Annotated in this window: 25 protein-coding genes; 13 read left to right on the top strand and 12 right to left on the bottom strand. The window is 41.1% G+C overall.

Translation table 11 applies throughout. The annotated features are described in order from the left end of the window. Window positions 1–4: 4 nt before the first annotated feature. Window positions 5–1,531, bottom strand: a complete 1,527-nt coding sequence (locus ICN28_RS06335; RefSeq protein ID WP_216287156.1) for a cryptochrome/photolyase family protein — start codon at window positions 1,529–1,531, stop codon at window positions 5–7. Continuing rightward, entirely contained in the window at window positions 1,528–2,502 is a 975-nt protein-coding gene (locus tag ICN28_RS06330; protein WP_216287155.1) for a cobalamin B12-binding domain-containing protein, read from the bottom strand. The genes ICN28_RS06335 and ICN28_RS06330 overlap by 4 nt, the downstream gene beginning before the upstream one ends. 265 nt (window positions 2,503–2,767) lie before the next feature. Here ICN28_RS06330 and ICN28_RS06325 point away from each other — a divergent pair, with 265 nt between their 5' ends. The 7 genes from ICN28_RS06325 to ICN28_RS06295 all read left to right on the top strand — a co-directional run bounded on the left by ICN28_RS06325 (window position 2,768) and on the right by ICN28_RS06295 (window position 8,760). After that, entirely contained in the window at window positions 2,768–3,328 is a 561-nt protein-coding gene (locus tag ICN28_RS06325) for a glutathione peroxidase (protein ID WP_216287154.1), read from the top strand. Beyond that, complete coding sequence (gene folE2, locus ICN28_RS06320) at window positions 3,325–4,128, top strand: GTP cyclohydrolase FolE2 (protein ID WP_216287153.1); 804 nt, start codon at window positions 3,325–3,327, stop codon at window positions 4,126–4,128. The genes ICN28_RS06325 and folE2 overlap by 4 nt, the downstream gene beginning before the upstream one ends. A gap of 97 nt (window positions 4,129–4,225) precedes the next feature. Then, the gene (locus ICN28_RS06315; RefSeq protein ID WP_216287152.1) at window positions 4,226–5,569 is read left to right on the top strand and encodes an NAD(P)/FAD-dependent oxidoreductase; all 1,344 of its coding nucleotides are present in this window, start codon (window positions 4,226–4,228) and stop codon (window positions 5,567–5,569) included. Further along, entirely contained in the window at window positions 5,556–6,332 is a 777-nt protein-coding gene (locus ICN28_RS06310) for a DUF1365 domain-containing protein (protein WP_216287150.1), read from the top strand. Before ICN28_RS06315 ends, ICN28_RS06310 begins: the two co-directional genes overlap by 14 nt. Beyond that, entirely contained in the window at window positions 6,329–7,549 is a 1,221-nt protein-coding gene (locus ICN28_RS06305; RefSeq protein ID WP_216287148.1) for a cyclopropane-fatty-acyl-phospholipid synthase family protein, read from the top strand. The genes ICN28_RS06310 and ICN28_RS06305 overlap by 4 nt, the downstream gene beginning before the upstream one ends. Then, window positions 7,549–8,328: an SDR family oxidoreductase gene (locus ICN28_RS06300; RefSeq protein WP_216287147.1), complete on the top strand. Its 780-nt coding sequence runs from the start codon at window positions 7,549–7,551 to the stop codon at window positions 8,326–8,328. The genes ICN28_RS06305 and ICN28_RS06300 overlap by 1 nt, the downstream gene beginning before the upstream one ends. Further along, a complete protein-coding gene (locus tag ICN28_RS06295) occupies window positions 8,329–8,760 on the top strand; it encodes a nuclear transport factor 2 family protein (RefSeq protein WP_216287146.1) in 432 nt (143 codons plus the stop codon). A gap of 46 nt (window positions 8,761–8,806) precedes the next feature. Here the strand turns inward: ICN28_RS06295 and ICN28_RS06290 are convergent, their stop codons facing one another. From ICN28_RS06290 to argS, 3 genes are read right to left on the bottom strand one after another with little or no spacing between them, the layout of a single operon-like run. Then, on the bottom strand, window positions 8,807–9,460 hold the full coding sequence (locus ICN28_RS06290; RefSeq protein WP_216287145.1) for a thiol:disulfide interchange protein DsbA/DsbL: 654 nt from the start codon (window positions 9,458–9,460) through the stop codon (window positions 8,807–8,809). A gap of 1 nt (window position 9,461) precedes the next feature. Continuing rightward, on the bottom strand, window positions 9,462–10,028 hold the full coding sequence (locus ICN28_RS06285; RefSeq protein ID WP_255536171.1) for an SPOR domain-containing protein: 567 nt from the start codon (window positions 10,026–10,028) through the stop codon (window positions 9,462–9,464). A 17-nt stretch (window positions 10,029–10,045) separates the two neighbouring features. After that, window positions 10,046–11,806 (bottom strand): arginine--tRNA ligase, encoded by a 1,761-nt coding sequence (gene argS, locus ICN28_RS06280; protein ID WP_216287144.1) that lies wholly within the window; start codon window positions 11,804–11,806, stop codon window positions 10,046–10,048. 86 nt (window positions 11,807–11,892) lie between these two features. Between argS and ICN28_RS06275 the strand changes: the two genes are divergently transcribed. Then, window positions 11,893–12,174: a DUF1840 family protein gene (locus ICN28_RS06275; protein ID WP_255536170.1), complete on the top strand. Its 282-nt coding sequence runs from the start codon at window positions 11,893–11,895 to the stop codon at window positions 12,172–12,174. Here the strand turns inward: ICN28_RS06275 and metH are convergent. Next, a complete protein-coding gene (gene metH / locus ICN28_RS06270; protein WP_216287142.1) occupies window positions 12,158–14,854 on the bottom strand; it encodes a methionine synthase in 2,697 nt (898 codons plus the stop codon). The genes ICN28_RS06275 and metH overlap by 17 nt on opposite strands. Continuing rightward, the gene (locus tag ICN28_RS06265; protein WP_216287141.1) at window positions 14,854–15,891 is read right to left on the bottom strand and encodes a homocysteine S-methyltransferase family protein; all 1,038 of its coding nucleotides are present in this window, start codon (window positions 15,889–15,891) and stop codon (window positions 14,854–14,856) included. Before ICN28_RS06265 ends, metH begins: the two co-directional genes overlap by 1 nt. A 116-nt stretch (window positions 15,892–16,007) precedes the next feature. Here ICN28_RS06265 and ICN28_RS06260 point away from each other — a divergent pair, with 116 nt between their 5' ends. Further along, on the top strand, window positions 16,008–16,469 hold the full coding sequence (locus ICN28_RS06260) for a PhaM family polyhydroxyalkanoate granule multifunctional regulatory protein (protein WP_216288239.1): 462 nt from the start codon (window positions 16,008–16,010) through the stop codon (window positions 16,467–16,469). On the opposite strand, the gene ICN28_RS06255 is transcribed toward ICN28_RS06260, so the two are convergent. Further along, on the bottom strand, window positions 16,381–17,466 hold the full coding sequence (locus tag ICN28_RS06255; RefSeq protein WP_216287139.1) for an MBL fold metallo-hydrolase: 1,086 nt from the start codon (window positions 17,464–17,466) through the stop codon (window positions 16,381–16,383). The genes ICN28_RS06260 and ICN28_RS06255 overlap by 89 nt on opposite strands. A 101-nt stretch (window positions 17,467–17,567) precedes the next feature. On the opposite strand from ICN28_RS06255, the gene can reads away from it, so the two are divergent. Both can and ICN28_RS06245 read left to right on the top strand, forming a co-directional pair. Beyond that, complete coding sequence (gene can, locus ICN28_RS06250; protein ID WP_216287137.1) at window positions 17,568–18,233, top strand: carbonate dehydratase; 666 nt, start codon at window positions 17,568–17,570, stop codon at window positions 18,231–18,233. Between the two features lies 1 nt (window position 18,234). Then, window positions 18,235–18,435, top strand: a complete 201-nt coding sequence (locus tag ICN28_RS06245; protein ID WP_370626465.1) for a DUF1289 domain-containing protein — start codon at window positions 18,235–18,237, stop codon at window positions 18,433–18,435. Between the two features lie 66 nt (window positions 18,436–18,501). On the opposite strand, the gene ICN28_RS06240 is transcribed toward ICN28_RS06245, so the two are convergent. Together ICN28_RS06240 and ICN28_RS06235 are read right to left on the bottom strand one after the other, a co-directional pair. Beyond that, on the bottom strand, window positions 18,502–19,485 hold the full coding sequence (locus ICN28_RS06240; protein WP_216287133.1) for a tripartite tricarboxylate transporter substrate-binding protein: 984 nt from the start codon (window positions 19,483–19,485) through the stop codon (window positions 18,502–18,504). Window positions 19,486–19,651: 166 nt separating this feature from the next. Beyond that, window positions 19,652–20,095: a putative toxin-antitoxin system toxin component, PIN family gene (locus ICN28_RS06235; protein WP_216287131.1), complete on the bottom strand. Its 444-nt coding sequence runs from the start codon at window positions 20,093–20,095 to the stop codon at window positions 19,652–19,654. A gap of 207 nt (window positions 20,096–20,302) precedes the next feature. Here ICN28_RS06235 and ICN28_RS06230 point away from each other — a divergent pair, with 207 nt between their 5' ends. Next, on the top strand, window positions 20,303–20,851 hold the full coding sequence (locus ICN28_RS06230; protein ID WP_216287129.1) for a hypothetical protein: 549 nt from the start codon (window positions 20,303–20,305) through the stop codon (window positions 20,849–20,851). Between the two features lie 6 nt (window positions 20,852–20,857). Here ICN28_RS06230 and ICN28_RS06225 read toward each other — a convergent pair whose 3' ends face one another. Continuing rightward, the gene (locus ICN28_RS06225; protein WP_255536169.1) at window positions 20,858–22,579 is read right to left on the bottom strand and encodes a recombinase family protein; all 1,722 of its coding nucleotides are present in this window, start codon (window positions 22,577–22,579) and stop codon (window positions 20,858–20,860) included. 62 nt (window positions 22,580–22,641) lie between these two features. Between ICN28_RS06225 and ICN28_RS06220 the strand changes: the two genes are divergently transcribed. Beyond that, window positions 22,642–23,325: a hypothetical protein gene (locus tag ICN28_RS06220; RefSeq protein WP_216287126.1), complete on the top strand. Its 684-nt coding sequence runs from the start codon at window positions 22,642–22,644 to the stop codon at window positions 23,323–23,325. Here ICN28_RS06220 and ICN28_RS06215 read toward each other — a convergent pair. Next, window positions 23,322–23,975 carry a recombinase family protein gene (locus ICN28_RS06215; RefSeq protein WP_216287125.1) on the bottom strand — a complete coding sequence of 218 codons (654 nt, stop codon included), beginning with the start codon at window positions 23,973–23,975 and terminating at the stop codon, window positions 23,322–23,324. The two genes, ICN28_RS06220 and ICN28_RS06215, sit on opposite strands and share 4 nt — an antisense overlap. Window positions 23,976–24,008 lie beyond the last annotated feature (33 nt).

The following is a 24,008-nucleotide window of genomic DNA, read 5'->3' as shown; positions in this document are numbered from 1 at the left end:
CCGACTAAACAACCTCTAGATCATTCAGAATCTTTTCAGCATGTTCAGCAATTAAAACTTGGTCTTCGGCAGCAATCTTCTTCAAATTAACCACCATTAACTTCGTTCTTGGATTCTTTTCAAAAGACGATTGATGCTTGAGTAAAAAATTCCAGTACAAAGTGGTCATAGGGCATGCATCTTCACCATAACGAACCTCACTCTTGTAGCTGCAAGATTGGCAGTAATTACTCATTCTTTTTACATAAGCGCCACTTGCGACATACGGCTTACTTGTAAATCTTCCGCCATTGGCAAATAACGCCATGCCTGCGGTGTTTGGTAGTTCTACCCACTCTATTGCATCAACATATACCGCCAAATACCAAGCGCAAACCTCCTGAGGCACCAGCTCTGCCAACAAGGCAAAGTTGCCAGTGATCATTAATCGCTGAATATGATGAGCATAGCCATGCTCTAAAGTTTGATCAATGGCATCTTTCATGCAAGCCATTTTGGTATCACCCGTCCAGTACCATTTCGGCAACTTGCGCTGATGGTTGTAGTGATTATCTATTGCCATTTTTGGCATATCTAAATAATAGATGCCGCGCACAAACTCTCGCCAGCCAACTATCTGCCTGATAAATCCCTCAATTGAACTTAAGAGGTCTGGATTTCTTTCCCATTTATTGAGAGCTGCTTGAACAACCTCCTTAGGACTTATCAGCTTTAAATTAAGTGAGCTGGAAATAATAGAATGCCAACCAAATGGGGTTTTAGTCCACATAGCATCTTGGTGTGTCCCAAAATGATCAAGTCGATGTTCAATGAAATGGTCGAGTGCTAGCAATGCATCTTGTCTAGTCACCGGCCATTTAAACTGATTAAGGCTTCCTGGATGATCTTCATATTCTTTTTCAACGTATGTAATAACGTCTTTTGTTATGGAGTCAGGCTCAAACCAAAGTGGCTCAACAATTAAACCAGGACCTTTTTTAGAATATGGCTTTCTATTTTCCTGATCGTAATTCCAACAATTGCCCTCTGGCTCTCCATTTTCTTGCATCAATACCTGATGCTTTTTCCTCATATAACGATAAAAATATTCAAGTCGCAATTCTTTTTTATCACCAGCCCAGTCTGAAAACTCTTTCGTGCCGCAATAAAAGTGGGTGTCAGGCCTGAGCTCCAAATGAATGCTTAACTCATGAGCTAAGTCCATTAACGCATCTCTTAGACGAACCTCGCCAGGCTCGACACATATCAAATGAGTGATTGAATGCTTCTTGATATGTTGAGCCAATACATCAACTATTGTTTGTTTATTTTCTTTGTAATAAGAAAGAGGGAAGCCTTTCTTATTCAAGTGCTCTGCAAAGTGCCTCATCGCGGATAAAAATAGTACGATGCGAGCTTTGTGTGACCAAACGTATTCAGCCTCTGCAGAAGACTCGATCATGATAATTTCATCATGATCAGCATTAAAGTCAATTAGAGCAGAGCTATCTTCCTGAAGCTGATCACCTAGGATCAGGATAAGTTTTTTCAACTGAGTTCTTGATTTTTCTGTTGAGTGCGCCAGTGTTTGATGCTTTCAGAGATATCTTGTAAGGCCGTTAGGATCTTCACATGCTCTGGAGGTCTCTTTTTAAGAGCTTGGTTATCACCCCCCGCCCAAACCTCAACGCCAGGAGCCAGCTTAGACTGCAGCTCCTTCAAACCGTCGACCACTTGATTTTGATTAATTTGTGATGAGAATGACAAGGCAACAATATCTGCTTTTTGCGCTCTTGCTGCCTGAGCAATTTCTAATATTGGAGTTTGCGTGCCCAGTGATACGCAAACACAGCCTTCTAAAGCCATTAAAGCTTCAGCCATTAAGAGGCCTAAGCTATGCTGCTCTTGTGGAAATGTGGTTAGTAATATTCTGGGTCTAGCCAAATCTTCATTTTGACCAGTGTGTCCTCTCGGAACAGAATTGATGGCTGTTCTGAGTAAATGTTTAATTTGCTCTGTAAACAAATGCTCTTCATGAATCTCAATTTTTCCATCAGCCCAATACTCGCCAATATTCTTAATTAGCGGTGCCACCAACTCAATCACAAAGCGATCTAACCCGATTTTCATCATGGTTGTTGAAAGCGCTAGACGCAATGCTTCAGTTTGATGAGATCTTAATAAGTCTAGATAACGGGACATTTCCTCTTGAGAAATGACTGGGCTGTGAGCGTGAATGGCTTCAGTGTCTACAGCAGGTTTTATATTTAACTGGCGTAATCCTTCAATTGGCAGAGGGACAACTCTTCCTGGACGATGCCCTTGATCTAGTAAGCGCTTTAAAAGTCTTAATTTTTCTACCTGATCAATGGGGTAGGCGCGATCATCATTTGCGTCTCGTAGAGGCTTAGGGAAATCGTAACGACGCTCCCAGACTCTGAGTGTGTCTTTGGCAATGCCCGTATCACGCTCTACAGCAGCAATACTCAGCATATCTGGCAAATTAGTAAATCTTACGTTCATAGTTAAGCTCGCCAATGGTCGCCAAGTTAATACTTGGTATCGACTAAAGAATTCTACACTGTCCTAGACAGGATTTGCATTTATTTCTATTTGTGCTTAATATTCGTACATAGATATTTTTTGCCCTAGACAAAGACCATTTCTGTCCAAGGGTTATTAAATATATAGAAACTGGGTGAGGAGACACCACAACATGCAGGTAGTTAATAACAAAAGCAAGCTACCCTCATTAAGAAAAAAGAGCCCTAGGGTTTCTTTTTTCTTAATGAACCTGCTCATAACAACCACCCTATTTCTCTTGTCGCTCTCTTGGCCAAAGGAATCGCAAGCCATGACCTGCCCACCATTACTATCCCAGCAATTTTTAAGGCTTCAGGATGAAGCGCCTCAAAATCTTTGCCAATACAACGGTAAAGTAATTTTGGTCGTCAATACAGCAAGCTATTGTGGATTTACAAGCCAATACGATGACCTTGAAAAGGTTTTTGCAAAATACAAAGATCAAGGTTTTGTTGTTTTGGGTTTTCCTACAAACGACTTTGGCAAACAAGAACCCGGTAACAACAAAGAAATTGCTGAGTTTTGTCACAATACCTACGGCGTTAAATTTCCAATGTTTGCAAAAACAACGTTATCAGGTCCAGATGCCAATCCGCTATTTAAGGGCCTGATTGAGAAAACAGGCACTAAACCTCGATGGAATTTTTATAAGTACATCATTGATAGGCAAGGCAATGTAGTTGATTCATTCAATAGCATGACCTCGCCGAGCAATAAAAAAATAACATCTTTGATTGAGAAGTTACTAAAGGAGAAGCAACCATGAACGCCCCAGAAAATATTTTCTTACCAGACGTTCAAGCAAGTCCTGATGAACGAAAAATTGTTATTCAAAAAGTCGGCGTGAAAGCCATTCGTCATCCTGTTACTTTGCAAACAAAAACTGGTATGCAAGGTAGCGTTGCGATGATTGATATGACCGTGATGTTGCCAGCTCATATCAAAGGCACTCATATGTCTAGATTTTTGGAAATCCTCCAGTCAAATCACGAGCCTATTAGCTTCGATAGCATGCATGATCTTTTAAAAAATATGCTCATTCGCCTAGAAGCAGAAGAAGGCCATATTGATATGAAGATGCCCCTTTTCATCAATAAAACCGCGCCTGTCTCCGGTGTGCAAAGTCTTTTAGACTATGACGTTACGATTAGAGCCAGCTCTGAAAAGGGCGTGATACGTTATGTATTGGGAGTTCAAGTTCCAGTGACAAGCCTTTGCCCTTGCTCTAAAAAGATTTCTGAATACGGCGCTCATAATCAACGCTCTCACATCATCATTTCTGCAGAATTAACGAATGATATGCATGTGGAAGATCTGATCAAAATTGCCGAGCAAGCTGCATCATGTGAGCTATGGGGACTACTCAAGCGCCCCGATGAAAAATATGTCACCGAGCGCGCGTACGATAACCCTAAATTTGTTGAAGATTTAGTGAGAGATATTGCTGTTGCACTTCACCAAGAAGAAAACATCATTGCTTATGAAGTGTCATCAGAAAATTTTGAATCTATTCATAATCATTCTGCCTACGCTTGGCTTTCTAACGACAAAAGATTGACTCAATAACCTTTTAACCACAAGACAGTAAACTTTGAGCAGTGTTTCTCTCCCTCCCTTATTAATGCTCAAGGTTGTCTTGTGGTTTTCTTTACATGGCTCTTAAATGAAAATAGCAATTGTTGGTGCAGGTATATCAGGCCTTGGCTGCGCCCATGCGCTAAGTAAACTTCCAGGGCTAGAATTAACCATCTATGAAGGTGGATCTCATATAGGCGGCCATAGCAATACAGTTGATCTAACGATTGAGACGATCAATGGCCCCGTCACTCACGGCATTGATACGGGATTTTTAGTTTTCAATGAGCGTACATATCCACGTTTGATTCGATTATTTAATGAATTAAATGTGCCGATTTCAAAATCAGACATGTCGTTTTCTGCTTCCATTCCTCAAACTTATGGGGAAAATATCGAGTGGGCCGGAACCAGCTTAGATTCGCTATTTGCCCAAAGAAAAAATTTAATCAAGCCTGCTTTTTTGAGAATGGTTTCTGACATTCTGCGCTTTAATAAACTGTGCACAAGTGCAGCAGTAGAAAACAAAGTTGGCGAGCTAGAGCTGTCAGTTGGTGAGTTTATTAAGAAACATCGGTTTAGCGAGGCTTTTAGAGACTGGTATTTCTTGCCAATGGTTGGTGCCATTTGGTCGTGCTCCGTTTCTCAAATGCTCTCATTTCCGATTTCTACCATGATTAGGTTTTGTCATAATCACGGACTGATTCAAATAACAGATAGGCCTCAGTGGCTCACCGTTAATGGTGGATCAAGAGAGTATGTCAATCGAATTGTGAGTGCTATTAGTGCTCGTGGTGGCGAATTTATTCGAGAGCCGGTTACAAGTGTTTCGAGAGCAAATGGTCACGCTGACGTCATTTCTGGAAACTCTACTAAAACCTATGATCATGTGATTTTTGCAACACATAGCGATCAAGCGTTGGAGCTAATCAGCGACATTCATGAACAAGAAAAAAATATTCTCAATTCAATTAAGTATCAAAGCAATAAAGTCATCTTGCATACAGATGAAAAGCTTTTACCTAAAAATAAAAAGTGCTGGGCGGCCTGGAACTACACCAGCTCTCTAGCCAACAGCATGAGTGATCAACAAGTTTGCGTCAACTATCTAATTAATAAGCTTCAGCCACTTCCAGCAGCATGGCAAGATCAACCAGTGATTGTGAGCTTAAATCCAGTGATGGATCCAGATAAGCACAGCATTCATGCTGAAATTGACTACGCTCATCCTATTTTTGATCAAGCTGCAGTAGAGGCTCAAGCTAATCTACCTTTGATTCAAGGTAATCGAAATACTTGGTTCTGTGGCGCATGGACAGGCTATGGTTTTCATGAAGATGGATTGCGCTCTGGAGAATTAGTTGCAGAGGCTATTTCAGAAATTATTCATCGACCACTTCATCAGGACTCAAGGCCCTATGAGCTTAGCTAAATTATGCTTTGGTCAAGTTCGTCATGCTCGCATCAAGCCCGCTAAAAACTCTTTCAGCTACTCCGTTTTCTCTTTGCGCATCCCGATGCGAGAACGTAAAAACCATGCCAATGGCATTAAGCAATGGGGCTTAGGGGACAACAAGTCGTCTTTATTATCTTTTTACGATAAAGATCATGGTAATGGCAGCAATGACTCACTTGCTTGGGCTCTTGATGTTGTTGAAACTCATGGCATAAAAGATGTTGAGGGTGAAATTTGGCTACATACTTTTCCAAGAGTTTTAGGCTACGTTTTTAATCCCGTGAGCTTTTGGTTTTTTGAAAATAAGCAGGGTGATTTAAGAGCTGTAATTGCCGAGGTCAACAATACCTTTGGTGAGCGACATTGCTACCTTTTATCCGATGAAGAAGGCGGCCACCTTAAGTGGGGGCAAACACTAAGCTCAACCAAAATTTTCCATGTATCCCCTTTTTGCGAGACGACTGGAACTTACTTATTTCGGTTTTTTAGCCACTTATCAGCGCCACCGCAACACGTTGCTCGAATTGAGTACCACCTTGAAGGTCCAGTTTTAATTACCAGCATCAATGGCATTGAAAAAGACATTACACTAGGAACCATTATCTGGTCTGCAATTCGCTATCCGGCAATGAGTTTTGGGGTTATTTTTAGAATTCATTGGCAAGCACTTAAATTATGGTTAAAAGGTGTTCCCTTTCATCCAAAGCCAGTACCACCAGACTCTGAAGTGAGCAAATGAATACGCAAGTCAATATGTTAAGTGGCCAAGTTGAAAACCTTCCCTGGTATGCCAAAGGTGTTCTTAAACTTTTAAGCAAACTCCAGGCTGGACAACTCACACTTGTCACACCTTCGGGTCAGACGCTTGTCTTTACAGGCAAAAATGATGGCATTGCTGCTGAAATACAAATCCATGATTGGATTGTTTGCAAGGCGTGCTTGAAATCAGGTGATATTGGCTTTGCAGAAACTTTTATGAGCGGCCACTGGGACTCACCAGACATCGAATCCCTTCTTCGACTTTTCCTAATTAATCGCCAAGTTATTGAAAAAGCAATTTATGGAAGTTGGTGGGGTAGGCTTGGTTACAGGATCAAGCATTGGCTCCATAAAAACTCGAAAGAAGGCAGCAAGAAGAATATCCATGCCCACTATGACATTGGTAATTCTTTTTACTCTTTATGGCTTGATCCAAGCATGACCTATTCAAGCGCCATCTTTGAGCATGAGAATATGTCTTTGTTAGATGCTCAAAAGACCAAATACAACAAAATTATTTCATCTACTGGCGTATTACCAGGGGAACGTTTACTTGAAATTGGCTGTGGCTGGGGCGGCTTGATGGAATCAGCTAAAACAAAAAATATTGATATTGATTGTTTAACGATATCCCAAGAGCAAGCGCATTACGCTAAAGAAAGGGCGGAGAGTCTAGATGCCTCCTTTGAGAGCCAGTCCAGTATTATTTTAAAAGACTACAGGGATCATGATGAGCAATATGATGGTATTGCTTCCATTGAAATGTTTGAGGCTGTTGGTCAAGCATATTGGCCTAGTTATTTTGAAATGGTCTATAGATGCCTTAAGCCTGGTAAAAAAGCCTGCATTCAAAGCATTGTGATTGCCGAGGAGCTTTTTAATAAGTACCAAAGAAGCTCAGACTTCATTCAACAATACGTTTTCCCCGGGGGCATGCTGCCAACCATCTCACTATTCAAAGAATCAGCTGAAAAAGCTGGCCTGGTTGTTGAAACAGTCTATTCGTTTGGCTCCGACTATCAAAAGACCCTTCGCATGTGGCATGAAAAATTTAATGCAGCTCTTGTTGAAATTAAATCGCAGGGATTTGATGATCGTTTTATACGACTTTGGAATCTCTATTTAATGTATTGCGCTGCCGGCTTTGCTGAAAAGAGTACAGATGTTATCCAGTTCACACTAAAGAAACCTCAGTAATGTCACTCAATCAAAAAATTGATCATTTTTCCGGCAAGCGAATATGGATCATTGGTGCATCTAGTGGCATTGGCCATGCAACTGCACATGCCTTTTTAAAGCTTGGCGCAAAAGTTGCATTAAGCTCCAGAAGGCTTGATTCCCTTAAAGAGATACAGAGTCATTTCTCACCAGAAAGCTCCTTAGTTATCAGCTGCGATGTTTTAAATGAATCCTCATTAAAAGATGCCTACGGCACTATTAAAAATGCATGGGGCGAATTAGATCTGCTACTTTACGTTGCTGGTGTTTATGAGCCTCTGAGAGCTGATGAATTTGATTTAGATAAAGCCAAAAATATTATTGCCACCAACGTTATTGGCCCCATGTCAGCATGCTCTGTTGTTTTGCCGGACTTGATTCGTCAAAAACATGGGGGCATTGGTATCGTGAGCAGCGTTGCCGGGTATAGCGGACTTCCAAAGGCGCTAGCTTACGGCCCAAGCAAGGCGGCGATGATTAATTTCTGTGAAAATCTGTACTATGACTTAGCTCCTTTAGGCGTGAATGTGTACATGATTAATCCAGGATTTGTTGCTACTGAAGCAACAGCTAAAAATGATTTTCATATGCCAGCACTCATCACTAGCGATGCTGCTGCCAAGCACATTATTGACGGCATGATGGCTGGGGATTTTGACATTCATTTCCCAAGGCAGTTTTCTTTATTCCTAAAATTTCTTCGAATACTGCCCTATCCAATTTATTTCTTTTTGCTTAAGAAGTTTGTAAAAATTTAAATGTCAGAAAATTTATTCATTAAAGACGTTGTTGGTCGTTTTGAGGGTCTTAATTTAAATACAGTTGACCACTTGATCGATATTTATTCAAATGACGCTGTTTTTAAAGACCCTTTTAACGAGGTTACAGGTCGTACGGCAATTAAAAAAATATTTACTCATATGTTTGAGCAGGTTGACCAACCTCAATTTATTGTATTGAAAGACATAAGCACCCCTCATGAAGCCTGTCTCACATGGGAGTTTCGCTTTTACTTTAAAAATGAAAGAAAACAACAAGTCATCAAAGGATGCTCCTGGCTAACCATCAGCCAAGACTCGCTGATTACAGAACACAGAGATTATTGGGATGCCGCAGAAGAACTCTATGAAAAATTGCCTTTAATCGGCGCCATCATGAGGCTTCTAAAAAAGAAACTCCGCGCTCGCTAGAGAGAGACGCGGAGTCTTTTAATTAGTTGAATATAGAAACAAGTATTTAACGTTTTTCTTTGCGAACCTTAGTCACTAAATGATCCATCACCTCGATAGCTCTTGCTTTTGATCCTGACGTGATGGATGGTGAAGTTATATATTTACCCTGAATGGCTACGGTTGGCACGCCATCAATCCTATATGCCTGTGCAATTTGATTGGCAGATCTTGCTTTAGATGTCACGGTAAATGATTTAAATGCTTTTAAGAATGCTTCTCTTTCAATCCCCTGAGACACTGCCCATTCCGTAATTTCAGACTCAGTAAGCAGTTTTTTCTTGCCTACATGCATAGTCTCCATCACCTTAGCATGCAGATTGGATTTTCCTAAAGTCTCTAGTGCATAAAACAACTGACTATGTGGCAATAAATCATCTCTAAAAGCAACCGGTACCTTTTTGACGACAACATCTTTTCCTTGACGCTTCACCCATGCATCCAACTGAGGCTCAAAGTCATGACAATGAGGGCATCCGTACCAAAAAAACTCAAGGACCTCGATTTTTCCTTTTGCTTCGATGGCCTGCGGAGCTGGCATCACACGATAGTCAAAACCCTCTTCAATCGGTCTTGTTTGCGCAGAAACTGCGTTGATTAAACTTAAGCAAATCAAACCCAAACTAATTTTTTTAATTATTTTGTAAAAATTAAGTTTCATTTTAGTTAGCCTTATTAATACGAATAACAGTTGATGTAATTCCAGCGCCCTGTAATCTTGATCTAATTTCTGTCACTTCTGTCTGTCCAATATATGGCCCTACTCGAACTCGCCAGAGAGTTGAGCCATCAACCTCACGTTCAGAAATCAACGCCTCAAGACCTTGCATGGCCAAATTAGCTTTTTGTCGCTGCGCATCATCTTGACTTCTATACGCGCCCGTTTGCAACCAGTACTCTGGTCCTTGAGTAGCCGCAGCTATATTAGCAATGGGATCTCTCCTAGCTGATTCACTTGGTAGAGGCACTTTACTTTGCAATGACTTGTTAAGATTAGGTTGGTCTTCAACTTGAACCTCCCCTTCTTCAACAGCTTCGGCCGCAACTGTTTTGCTGCTGACCGCTTCAGGGGCCCTCAAGCTGAGCTTTGGTTCAGGGGCTCCTTTTTTCAGAACTACAGCAACACCAACTGCAATAGCCAAACCCAATAAAAGTCCTAGGACAAAACCCATGAGCGTCCCGCCTGAGCTCTTATTCTGAAGTTGCATATTTTGTTTGTTTTTTTCCATAAGACTGATCTTACCTCTTACATTTTGTTGGGTGCTGAAACACCTAAAATACCCAAGCCATTAGCAATGACTTGTTTTGTGGCTGACAATAAGGCAAGTCTAGCTAAACGTATCTCTTCATCATCAACCAACACACGGTCTGCGTTATAAAAACTATGAAACTCGCTTGCCAAATCACGCAAATAGAAGGCTACAGCATGTGGCGCCATATCTCTAGCGGCATCGGTTAATAAGTCCGGATACTCAGCTAAACGACGCAATAATGAGTCCGAAGCTGCACTGGTCAAACAAGTTAATGACGCATTAGCTAGTAGACTTTCATCGCCCGCCCACTGTCGCAATATGGAGCAAATTCTGGCATGCGCATATTGGACATAAAAAACAGGATTTTCATCATTTTGCTTTAAGGCTAAATCTACATCAAATACAAACTCCGTGTCGGCCTTTCGTGAAATCAAGAAAAATCTCACCGCATCACGACCTCGACGAATAGCATCAGGTAATTCATTTTCTGGAGTGGATTCTGAGACACCACCTGACCACTCAATTAAGTCTCTAACGGTCACATATGATCCTGCGCGCTTTGAGATTTTTACCTCTTCGCCACCCTTCATCACAGTGACCATTTTGTGCAACACATACTGTGGGTAATCTTTAGGAATATCCCATCTTCTTTTTTGAGCGACACCTTGAATGCCTGATCTGACACGGGCAATAGTGCCATGATGGTCGCTACCCTGGATATTGATAACATGCGTAAAGCCACGTGACCACTTGCTTGCGTGATACGCCACATCAGGGACAAAATAGGTGTAGCTGCCATCTGATTTGCGCATGACTCGATCTTTGTCATCACCGTCATCTGTCGTTCTTAACCAAAGAGCGCCTTCAGAGTCATAACTCTTACCAATTTCCTTAAGGTCTGAAACCACTGATTCGACACTTCCATCACTATATAGCGATGACTCTAAGTAGTAACAATCAAACTTGATACCGAAGGACTGCAAATCAATATCTTGCTCACGCCTTAAATACGCCACAGCAAAGCGTCGAATTGCTTCGACATTCTCAATATCGCCATCAGCCACAACCGGTCCGCCATCAGCCGCACTCACAGTTGCTTTAGCTTTGTAATCTCTGGCAATTTCTGCAATGTATTCGCCGTTATATGCAAGCTCTGGCCATTCTGCATCACCCGGCTTAAAACCTTTAGCTCTGGCTTGAACTGAAATAGCTAAATTCTGGATTTGTACGCCCGCATCGTTGTAATAAAACTCACGATGAACCTGCAATCCCTGGGTTTGCAATAAGCTTGATAAAACATCACCCAGTGCAGCCTGTCTTCCATGCCCAACATGAAGCGGTCCTGTTGGGTTAGCTGATACAAACTCTACCAATACTTTTTTATCATTAGCCGACTGCTTTCCAAAGCCATCCATCTCTGAAAAGATAGAGCCAATAACTTTTGTTTTGGCACTTTGAGTTAAGCGAAGATTGATAAATCCCGGACCAGCAACTTCAGAAGTGGCTAACAAATCAGAATAGTTCTGTTGGGTAGCTAACTTAGCTACAAATGCTTGAGCAAGCTCTCGAGGATTAAGCTTCCAAGCTTTTGCTAGTTGCATAGCAATATTAGTTGCGATATCACCATGCTCAGCCACTTTGGGTCGCTCAAGGTGTGGCACAGGCAACGCGTCTGAAATGCCGCGCTCTTTTGCAAGCTCACTTAGGGCTGCTTGCATCAAGTTAATAATTTGTTTTTTGATCAAAGGAAGCATAAATAATATCTATTTCGTTATTGTTTTAATGTTAATCTAGAAGCATGCTATACAAATTTCAATGCAAAAACTCTGCCGACGTTTTCATGTTGAGCGATCTAACCCAATTGATATTCAATACGATTGATAAGCCGCTTGAGAGTAAAGGCATTTTCCTTGTGGAGCAACTGCAACCTGCCATTGAAAAGCTTGAGGCAGCTATTGCCAGAGATAATGAACTAAGACAAGCAGTTAAATCTGACAAGCTCAGCGATGACTTAGAAGACAAAACCCCCAAAGCAGATCGCTTTGGACAAAGAGTGTTTCCTTTTATCCAATTACTCAAAGCAGCTCTCACAAACGAAGAAATGATTACTTGGGGCGTTTAGCAAAATCTTCCTTTTGATCATCGCCAATGCGACCAACATCAAAGTATTGGGCATTTCTATTTGCGATATAAAAGCCGCTCACACTTGAAGCTGGCAACATGGCCATTGATTCAGTCAGAGACATGTTGATCTCATCCGCCTTCAGGACCTCAAACATATTCTCTTTAACCAAATGATCCGGGCAAGCAGGGTAACCAGGGGCTGGGCGAATACCCACATAAGCCTCGTCAATCATTTCAGAGTTTGTTAGGTGCTCATCAGACGCATAACCCCAAAATTCTTTTCTAACTCTTTCATGCATTTTTTCTGCAAAAGCTTCAGCCAATCTATCTGCCAAAGCCTTGAGCATGATCGCACTATAGTCGTCGTGCTTGGACTCAAATTCTTTTAACTTCTTCTCAATCGAATGCCCAGCGGTAACTGCAAACATACCGACATAGTCAGCCACTCCAGAATCTTTTGAGGCTACAAAATCGGATAAGCAACGATTTGGCTTTTTAATACCATCCACTACTGGTCGTTCGGATTGCTGCCTGTAGTTCTTCCAAGTCAGAATAACGTCCTGGCGAGACTCATCACGGTAAAGCAGAATGTCGTCTTCAATGCTATTAGCAGGATAAAAAGCAACTACAGCATCGGCTTGAATCCATCGCCCTTGAATAACTTTCAACAACATGTCTTGAGCGTCTTGATAGACTTTTTTGGCAGAATCTCCAACAATCTCATCGTCCAAGATTTGAGGAAACTTACCAGCAAGATCCCATGTCTGGAAAAATGGCGTCCAGTCAATGCAGCTTGCAATTTCTGCAAGATCATAATTTTTAAAAACCCTACGGCCAATGAACATAGGTTTGGTTATGGACTCTTTTCCCCAATCTATTAACTGCTTATTAGCTCTTGCTTGCTCAAGAGTAATTAATGGCGTTTGTTTTTTATTGGCGTGTTGCTGACGAATTCTTTCGTAATCAACTTCCAAATCATCAATGAACTTTTTAGCGTTGTCATCTGAAAGCAAGCTTGAAGCAACAGACACCGCCCTTGATGCATCTGGAACATAAACAACAGGTCCGTCGTAGTGCGGCGAAATTTTTACTGCAGTATGAACTCGTGACGTTGTAGCGCCACCAATCATAAGTGGCATTTTCTTATCGCGGAAATAGTCATCACGCTGCATTTCTTCAGCCACATAAGCCATTTCTTCTAACGAAGGAGTGATTAAACCGGATAAGCCAATAATGTCTGCTTTTTCTTCTTTGGCCTTGCTCAAAATCTGATTGCAAGGAACCATAACGCCCATATTGACCACATCAAAGTTATTACATTGCAAAACCACAGTCACAATATTCTTACCAATATCATGGACATCGCCTTTGACGGTAGCCATGATAATTTTTCCTCGAGACTTGACATCACCGCCACGCTCCAAGATCTGTCTCTTTTCTTCCTCAATAAATGGGATTAAATGTGCGACTGCTTGCTTCATCACTCGCGCACTTTTAACAACTTGAGGTAAAAACATTTTTCCAGCACCAAACAAATCCCCAACCACGTTCATGCCATCCATTAGCGGACCCTCAATCACCTCAATGGGTCGACCCTTGGCTCCGGCAATCTCAAGACGCATCTCTTCAGTGTCTTCAACGATATGGGACGTGATGCCGTGAACTAAAGCATGGGTTAATCGATCGCGCACAGGATTATCTCGCCAAGCTAGAGTCTCTTCAGCCTTAGCGCCACCACCTTTGTATTCATCAGCAATTTCTAATAATCGCTCTGTTGGCGTTTTTCCTTCTTTTTCTGAAAAGCGGTTCAACACAACATCTTCAACACGCTCTTTTAATTTTTCATCCAAATCGGCATAAACACCTAGCTGACCGGCATTCACAATGCCCATATCCAAACCAGCACGAATAGCATGGTACAAAAATACTGTGTGAATTGCTTCACGAACCACATCGTTGCCGCGGAAAGAGAAGCTTACGTTGGATACGCCGCCACTCACCTTGGCACCTGGCAAGTTTTTCTTTATCCATGCCGTTGCATTGATGAAATCATTAGCATAGTTGTCATGCTCTTCAATGCCGGTCGCAATAGCAAAAATATTAGGATCGAAAATAATATCTTCTGCAGGAAAACCTAACTCATCAACCAGTATCTGATAACTGCGCTCGCAAATCTCAACTTTTCTTTGATAGGTGTCTGCTTGTCCTTTTTCATCAAAGGCCATCACAACAGCAGCAGCGCCATAACGACGAATTAACTTGGCTTGCTGTCTAAATGCATCCTCACCTTCTTTCATCGAAATAGAGTTAACAATAGCCTTACCTTGAACGCACTGAAGACCGGCCTCAATAACACTCCACTTCGATGAGTCAATCATCAAAGGAACTCTTGAAATATCTGGCTCTGATGCAATTAAATTCAAGAAGCGAACCATGGCAGCTTTTGAATCCAACATGGCTTCATCCATGTTGATATCAATAACTTGTGCGCCATTCTCAACTTGCTGACGCGCTACAGAAAGAGCTTCATCGTATTGACCATTCAGAATCATGCGAGCAAAGGCCTTTGAGCCAGTAACGTTTGTTCGCTCACCAACGTTAATAAAACCCACATGCGGACTAATATTGCACGGCTCTAAACCAGCCAAGCGCATTGGAGGCATCTTTGACTCAGCCATCACACAGACTCCTTGTAAGCATTCCAGCGACGTGATGGTCGCTTTGCAACAGCATCGGCAATCGCTTTGATATGGGCCGGCGTTGTACCGCAACAGCCACCCACCAAATTAACCAAACCATCACGAGAAAACTCATCCAATAACTTGGACGTCATTTCTGGCGTTTCATCAAATCCTGTGTCACTCATTGGATTCGGTAGACCAGCATTGGGGTAGCATGAAACAGCCACGTCACAGACCTTAGCAAGTTCAGCAATATAGGGACGCATTAAGGTTGCCCCTAGCGCGCAATTCAATCCAAATGTTAAGGGCTTCGCATGGCGCAAACTATTCCAAAATGCTTCAACAGTTTGACCAGATAAAATTCGTCCAGACGCATCGGTCACCGTTCCAGAAATCATGACTGGAATACGCACACCTTTTTCCTCAAAAAATTCATCAATGGCAAATAAAGCAGCCTTTGCATTTAAGGTGTCAAAAATTGTCTCAACAAGAAACACATCTGAGCCACCTTCATAAAGAGCCTCAACTTGCTCCCTATAAGCAGCCCTTAATTGTTCAAATGTCACATTTCTTGCGCCAGGGTCATTTACATCAGGAGAAATGCTAGCAGTCTTTGGAGTTGGACCAACAGCACCAGCAACAAATCGCGGCTTTTCTGGTGTTGAGAATTCGTCGCATGCTTGCTTTGCAAGTTTTGCAGCGGCAAGATTCATTTCTCTAGCGAGCTCAGGCATTTTGTAATCATCTTGAGCAACCGTTGTAGCGCCAAACGTATTTGTCTCAATTAAATCTGCTCCTGCTGCCAAATACTGTCGATGTATATCTAAAATAATTTCAGGGTGAGTGATATTAAGTAACTCATTGTTACCTTTGAGATCGCTAGGGTGGGCCTCAAAACGCTTCACTTGTGGCAAACCTCGATAGTCAGCCTCAGACAACTTGCGTTGCTGAATCATGGTGCCCATTGCACCATCCAAGACCAGTATTCGATTTTTGAGTAACTCTGGCAAATTTGCGCCACGGGTATAAAGCATAGGTAAAAACTCTTGGTTTAACCGCAAATGGATTGCGGCAAATGAATTAAAGCTATATTTTATCGGTATTAGACATATTTATCTGATTCTATTAACTTTTCTTTCTGGGGGCTGTTATGTTTGGTGCCATGCCTGATTTCAATCAAAGTCTTGAAATGTTCAAAACAATGTGGGGTAATTCCCCAACTCCTGGTGATTTAAGTGGCTTTGGAGCGGGTATTGGCGGAGGCGCCGGTATGCCAACCTTAGATATTGAGGAATTGGATAAGCGTATTCAGGACCTAAAAAGTGTTGAAAACTGGTTACAACTGAATATGAGCGTTTTAAGAAGCACCATTCAAGGACTTGAAGTTCAACGGGCCACCCTGGCTGCGCTTCAAAGCTTTAGTGCTGCGATGACCCCAGAAGCCATGGCTGAAGCCGGTAAAGCCGCTCAAAGGGCAGCTAGCCAGGCAACTAAAGCGGCAACAGATATGGCCGCAGGGATGTCTACGGGTAGCTTTTCAAGCAAGAAAACCGCAAAACCCCGTCAGAGCAAACCTCGCGCAACAAGTGCCCGGCGCGCCAAAGGTAGTTAAGATGAGCAATCGCCTCCCCCATAGCAAAGGTGAGCTGGTGTAAATCCAGCTCCCTCTTAAATAGGATTGGCACCAAATCTCTAGCGTGGGCCGGGGCGTTAGCGCAAAACTGCATCGTCTCAGAAAGTCTGTCATCGTGATGTTGCTTTAACTCACCAATTCGATGGTGAAGTCCCTGAAATGGTTTCCCATGTGAAGGCAACACCATCAGCGCTTTAGGTAGCTCTAGATAACGCTCCAAAGAACTTAAATACAGCCCCAGTGGGTCTGCATCCGGCTCACTATCAAACACACTGACATTGGTCGATATTTTTGGCAGGACCATATCTCCTGATATCAGCAAGTTCAACTCCTTGCACCATAGAGACGCATGCTCAGGGGCATGCCCATAACCAACAACCACTTGCCACTCATGATTACCAATTAAGATAGCCTCGTGATCAATAATTCTGCGAAATCTGGTTGGTAACTCTGGGACCATCTGACTAAAGTAGTCAGACCTTGCTCGAATTTTCTCTAAGTCATCTTGTTGAGTAAGCCCATGTCTTGAAAAAAGTTCGGCTGCACCACCACCCCCAACCAACGATCCTACATTTTTTCCATCCGAACTAATTAACCATTTAGCAAAAATGAAATCCGTCATGGTCATCCATAGTGGAGCATTCCACCTCTTGCATAGCCATGATGACAATCCAATATGATCGGGATGCATATGTGTAACGATGACGCGAACAACTGGCATGCCTTCAAGCTGGTCTTTAAAAATAAGCTCCCAAGCTTCTTTTGTTGCCTCATTAGCAATTCCACAATCAACCAAAGTCCAACCATCGATGCCATTAAAACGATCTCTAATTAACCATAAGTTAATGTGATTTAAAGCAAAAGGGAGCGGCATACGAACCCACTTTACAAATGGATTTAATGATTTCGCCTCCCCAACCAAGGGGAGATCCTCGCCCAGAGGATAGAAGATTAAAGTGTCAAAAGCCGAATTCATTATGAATAACCTTATTTTTTAAACCGAAATTTGCAGGGTCTTTTAATAACTATAATGATCAAATAAGAATTTTTTGTTCAACACACTACGTAAAGCAAAATATGTCGACATCCAATAACCCCTATATCTTATCTAAATTACTTGCAAATAATAAAGACTGGGTTGCAGCAGTTACCAAACTAGATCCAGATTACTTTAGCCGACTTGTTGACCAACAAGCTCCCGAGTACTTATGGATTGGATGCTCCGACTCAAGAGTTCCCGCCAACCAAATTACTGGCCTAGCTCCCGGCGAGGTTTTTGTTCATAGAAACATTGCAAACGTTGTAGTGCATACAGATTTAAACGCTTTGTCTGTGATTCAGTTTGCCGTTGACCTCATTAAAGTTAAACACATCATCGTTGTGGGACATTATGGTTGTTCTGGTGTTCGCGCTGCTCAAAAGAAAGCTCGCATCGGACTTGCTGATAACTGGATTCGTCACGTACAAGATGTACAGGATAAACATGGCAAATATTTAGGTTCAATCATTCAAGACTCTGAACGCTTTGATCACCTATGTGAGTTAAACGTAATTGAGCAGGTGATGAATGTCTGCCAAACCTCAAGCGTTCAAGATGCTTGGCTTAATAATCAAGATCTAACAGTCCACGCCTGGATTTATGATCTCAAAGATGGTGGTGTTAGAGATCTTGGGGTCAGCATTAAAAATGCAGCCGAGTTAGAGTCAAGATATCAAACTATCGTGTCAAAAAATTATTCTTAAAGTGAATAACTCCCAAGAACGCTCTTCGTCTGAACTTGGCTCCCCATGCATTAAATTGTGCCGTATGGACGACAACGATCTCTACTGCTTAGGTTGCTATAGAACGTTAGATGAAATTGCTGCCTGGGGCAACTTAAGCAACTTGGATAAGCAAATAGTGTTATTAGAAATCCAAGAACGCCGCAAAGATAAATTGAGCTAAAAAATAGACATAAAAAAAGAGGTCACCATAGTGACCTCTTTTGTAACGCTATGAGATTAACTCATATTAATCTGCGTAGATACCAGCCTTCTTAATGATTGGTGTCCACAACTCGATTTGAGCCTTCAAGTGAGCTTTATGACCCGCTGGGCTAGCATTTTTCTCATTAGGTACGTTGGCACCTAAATCAGCCATCTTGGCTTTATAACCAGCATCTGCAATACCTGCTTTGATAGCTGCTGATAATTTATCAGTTGCATCCTTAGCCGTACCTTTAGGTGCATAAACACCGTGCCATACGTTAACTTGGAAGTCTTTCAAACCTTGCTCATGCAATGTTGGAATATCTTTGAAAGCTGCAATACGCTGCATTGTTGTAGCGCCGTAAGCTTTCACTGAACCAGCTTTCAATTGACCAGCTAAGTTAGTTGTTTGGTCACACATTAATTGCACTTGACCGCCCATCAAATCAGTTAACGCAGGTGCTGTACCCTTGTAAGGAACTGTTGTCATCTCTTGTTGGATGGTGCTCATGAATAGAAGACCGCAAAGGTGGCTAGCTGAACCAATACCAGCATTGGCATAAGCGACATCTTTACCTTTTGATTTGATGTAAGCCAACAACTCTTTCATGTTTTTAGCTTTCAAATCTTTGTTACCAACCATAACCATTGGCACATCAGCCACTTGGCCTAAGTGCTCAAAGTCTGTCAATGGATCGTAGCCCAAGTTACGATACAAACCTGGAGCTGTTGACATACCAATATGATGAATCAATAACGTATAACCGTCATTTTTAGCATTCATTACTTTTTTAGCAGCAATTGTGCCGCCAGCACCAGGAGTGTTATCCACAATTACCTGTTGTTTTAATGCTTTGCCCATTGAAAGCGCTAATTCACGAGCTACTTTATCTGTAGGGCCACCAGCAGCAAACGGCACCACTAGAGTTACCGGCTTATCATCTGGGAATGCGGCATGTGAAGTACCTGATACAACAGCGGCTAAAACGCCAACTGCAATCATTGCCTTACGAAAATTCTTATTCATTGTTATCTCCTTATCAGTTGTTGCCATGAAAAATGAGCAAATCAACAATTTCCATTGTAAGGAAAAACGAAGGAAATGTCGTAAAGAACGCCCTTGTTTTGACTAGAATTAACCCTAAGCTTTATGTTTAGCGACTAATCAAGCACAAATTGCTGCGCCGCAAAAATTATTGCTCAACAATCGGAAGTTGGTGCATTAGAAATTGGTTATGGTCAGCAGTAATGCTAACTTTTTCTTTAATAGCACGTTTAGCAATCTTGAGCACCATCTTATCTTTGCTAATCAGAGTTGATGGTCTGAAACTAAACGCCAAATTAATGAAAACTTGATCATCACGATCTTTGCATTTCCACGGAGCAGTTTGAAGATCTGATTCTTGAACCAAACGTGACCAAGCCTGCCATTGCAAATTTACTTCAGCTTGTTTCTTAGCATCCAAACTAAACTGAGGTCGACTAATGACATCCGCTAACTCTTCTAAAGTATGCTGAGTTGCAAGTGCATCAAGCTCTTGATTGGCGAGTGCAGCTCTTAAAGGATGCGCCCTCTGATCATCAAATACCAGTATGTCTAATAAAATGTTTGTATCTAATATAACGACTGGGCGCATGGAGTTTTATTATTTTTATCTTGATAAGCTTTAGTGTTGTTATCATAAACCACCAAACATAATCAATGAAAGAGTCCAATGTCAGCGTATGGGTCAGCAGAACATGAAGAAATGGTTCAGGAGATACTAGCGATTCTTCAGCCTGAATACCTGGCAATTGCAAATAAGATCCCCAACCTTACGCCTCATGAGACCATCATTTGGCACATGACAGCTTTATGGATGAACGCAGCCCAAAGGCTCGATCGCGACAAGCTCGCTGTTCATAAGGAGCAATTTAAATTTATCTTATATGCAGTTGGTCACATTGTTGAGTTGCTTGATGACAAAGAATGGGATCAAGTTGAATCAGAATGGATGCAACATTTGGCATGCTTAAGAACTTTTAATGACTCTTTCCTTGGTTTTTATTTCAAACAAAAAGAAATTACAGCTACAACTGCCGATTTTTATAACATTTACGCTTGGCTAATTACACTTCATTATTGGTTTGGTTTGGCTGTTTACGAAAAGCTAAAACCTAGACTAGAAAATACAGAGAGTGAAGAAAGTTTAATTGCCAATGAGAGCTTAAATAATTTATTAATTAACATATCTGAATTTACAGATCGCTATGAATTAAGTACTGACGTTTCAGACTTTATTCAACAAGGCTTAAATCTGGTTGTTAACAAACCACCAAACTCTCCATGGGAGATGTATTTTGAATCTCAGAAAGATCAAATAAAACTCCCGAACTTTTCAATACCCGAATAAAACTTATTACTCCACCGTAACGGAATGGCTGTGCTGGGGGGGCATCTTTTTCCACCGTGGATCTTTTTTTTTGACCATCACCCGAGCCTCCGTTTTTCCTTTTACAACAGTGTAACCCTTTGACTTCTTCTTTTCATCTTTCCATTTAATTGAATCTTTAACGATTGGTAGGTTAAAGATAATTGTTAATTCGTGTTCATTTGTATCTTTTATGTATCGAGCCTCAATTTTTTCAACAAGTCCAGATAAGTAGGCTTTTTTGTCTTCGTCAGTTAACTTGGTTTTTTGATCGACTTCTTCACCAAAAGCTTTAACCCAATCAACCCACTTTTTGGACTCAGTATTACTTTGTTGTTCTAACTTAAGATTAGTAAGTATTGTGTCGATTTCAATAATTCTAGATTTAGCTTGTTTTATTCCAAATTCATAAACTTTCTTATCAAGCTCACCAGATAAAAAATTAAACTCCAAAGCCCCTTGAGCCTCTTTGGCTTGATTTAGCTGACTTTCTAATCTTTTAATTTTGCTTTGTAAGGACTTAATTTCTGACTCAGACTTAATATGAGTTACGCCTTGCTCTTTAAGAATTCTCTTCTTTACCTCTTCCTTCAAGGTACTTGAATTCTTATGAATGCTTGTAACTAAGTCCATTACGACTAGATCTGTTTCAGGAATATTCATAGACCTAGCCATTCCACAACCCACACCTCTTTTCCAAGGCTCTTTACTTCCACCATTTACCACCCAATCTCTTTCTTTATTTGGACAGTAATAAAGGTTTTCCTTTTTAGATGGTTTAGAACGAGCGGAAATTGGACGCCCACAGTGTCCACAGAACATAAGATCTCTAAGCAAATAAAAATTCTTAGTTGGATTCTTTTGTTGTGTTCTATTAATTACTCTTGTCTTGGAGTAATTAACCGCTTTCCAAACATTTTCTTCAATAATTGCTGGACAACTAATCTTTATTTTTGTGTTTACTTTTTTATCGTGATAGCTGTAATACCCAATGTAATGAGTGTTTTTTATTAAGGATTGAATAGACCCAAGTGACCACAACCCATTCCTTCTTCGTGGAGAGACACCTTTCGAATCAAGAAGTTTCTTTACATCAAGAGTTGTAGACCCTTTTAGGCTTTCTTCATAAATCCTTTTGATCCACTTTGATTCATCTTTGTCTATTACCAACTTTTTATCTTCTAACTTATAGCCAAATGGTGGTGGTCCACCGTGCCAAAATCCTGAAGTGGCTTTTGATAGTTTTCCCAATCGTGTTCTCTCGGCTCTAACTGAATTTTCAAACTCAGCGACAGCGTCTAACATCTGTTTCAACAATTTATCAGAAGGGCTGGACAGATCAAACTGACCATCTTTTGTGTAAAGAGTTACCCCCTGTTTATTACACTCATAACGAAAGATGGAAGCGACCTGATCATTTCTAGAAAGTCGTGACTGGTCATAAACCCATAAATGCTTCACTTCACCACGCTTAATGGCTTCATAAAGTTTTAATAACACTGGTCGACCTGTTATTTCCTCGTGATGAGAGCTTTTCCCACCTTCGTCCCAATGTCTAGCTTCAAATTTAAGTTGCTTTGCTTTTTTCTGTCCTAACTGTAACTGTGTAGTTAGTGATGTCCCATCATTAGCTTGAGCCATTGAAGATACCCTTGTGTAGATATGTAATACCTTATTAGGGTCTTTTGAAAGGAGTTTTTTAGTTACCATTAAGACTAGATTGAATTTTTTAATTAGTTTATTGTTACATTTACTATAAGAAAAGGCTTTCTATGAGCACACCAGAAAAAAAGTTTACTCACAACTACACCCCCGAAAAGCTTGCTGAATTCACATTTTCAGCTCTATTGGATATGAAGGGTAGGGCTCTAAAGAATGGCTCTCCTGATTTAGTAGCTATGTGTGATTTCGAAATAGCCAAGAGACCACCAGCTCCAGGGAATTTTGATACTGTATCTATGTCATATAAATCTAGGACAGGAAGAACTCCCTCTGTTGTCGAAGCAGATAAGCAAACATCGGCTCTTTTAGTCGAGTCAATCCAAGCCTTAAGTCGTACATACGATCTATCTAAAGAAACGGCTAAGAAACTTTCTGAGGGAGTATCAAATTTTAGAGCCCACAATCTTTTATCAGCCGAAGGAAAAGCAAAAGTAGGTGGAGCGAAGATGAAGGGTCGTGTAGCCATTAATAATTTTGTTTCTTATAGGCTCAAAGAAAACATATTTGCTCTTTGTGTTGTTTTAGAACATCAAAAGCCCGTGAGTGAAATGAAATATATCGTTTTAGCTCCAAAGTCTTATCTCTCCAATTACAAAGATCTTGATCAATTAATTCCAATTACGGAAGAAGATGATCTTGGATTAATTGATGGTGGTGAAGAATTCAACACATACGGTGAAGCTCTAACCGTCTTCTCCTCACTGATCGAAAAAGTAGCTCCAAAGAAATCTTAAACAAGAGTTGAAACCGTTGAATGAGCCATTTGAATTCCGTGAACCTTGTCTAACCAATAAGAAATTCTTCTAAGACTCATTCCTCTTCTCTTCATATCTTTCATCTCACGAATTATTTTTTGTTCATTAATATTTTTTTCTAGCTTTTCACCTACAACCTGATAACCGAAGCGTGTAGGTCCCCCCAAGAACTTACCTTCTGATTTTTGAAGTTGCTTCACCTCACGAATCCTAGTGGCTATTCGTTCTCTTTCAAAAGTAGCAAAAGCGGAGAGAATGGTAAAGATTACTGATCCGATACCATCATTCGTAACGTCTCCACCTAAGTCAATGAAGTGAACAGAGACCCCCCTTAGCTTCAATTCGTGAAGAGTATTCAAAGCATTTCGTGTATTTCTAAAGGCTCTATCAAGTTTAGAAAAGATTAATACATCTCCAGACTGGAGTCGGCTAAACAAAGCTCCACCATATGGACGCTTCTCAAATTCAATACTTCCACTAACCCCACGCTCGGTTACATAGTTTTCATCTGGAATTTTGTATCCCTTAAGAACACCGTAGGATTGAATTTGCTTGAGCTGGGTTTCTAGACTTTCACCCTCATTAGCCTGTTGAAGGGTCGAAACACGAACATATCCGTATACAGCCATTGTCGTCACCTCTTTTCTCAATTCTTATAACAA

The organism is Polynucleobacter sp. 30F-ANTBAC, from assembly GCF_018882385.1.
Taxonomy (GTDB): Bacteria; Pseudomonadota; Gammaproteobacteria; order Burkholderiales; family Burkholderiaceae; genus Polynucleobacter.
Note: the sequence above shows the minus strand (reverse complement) of the source record. Positions and strands in the feature narration are given on the sequence as shown.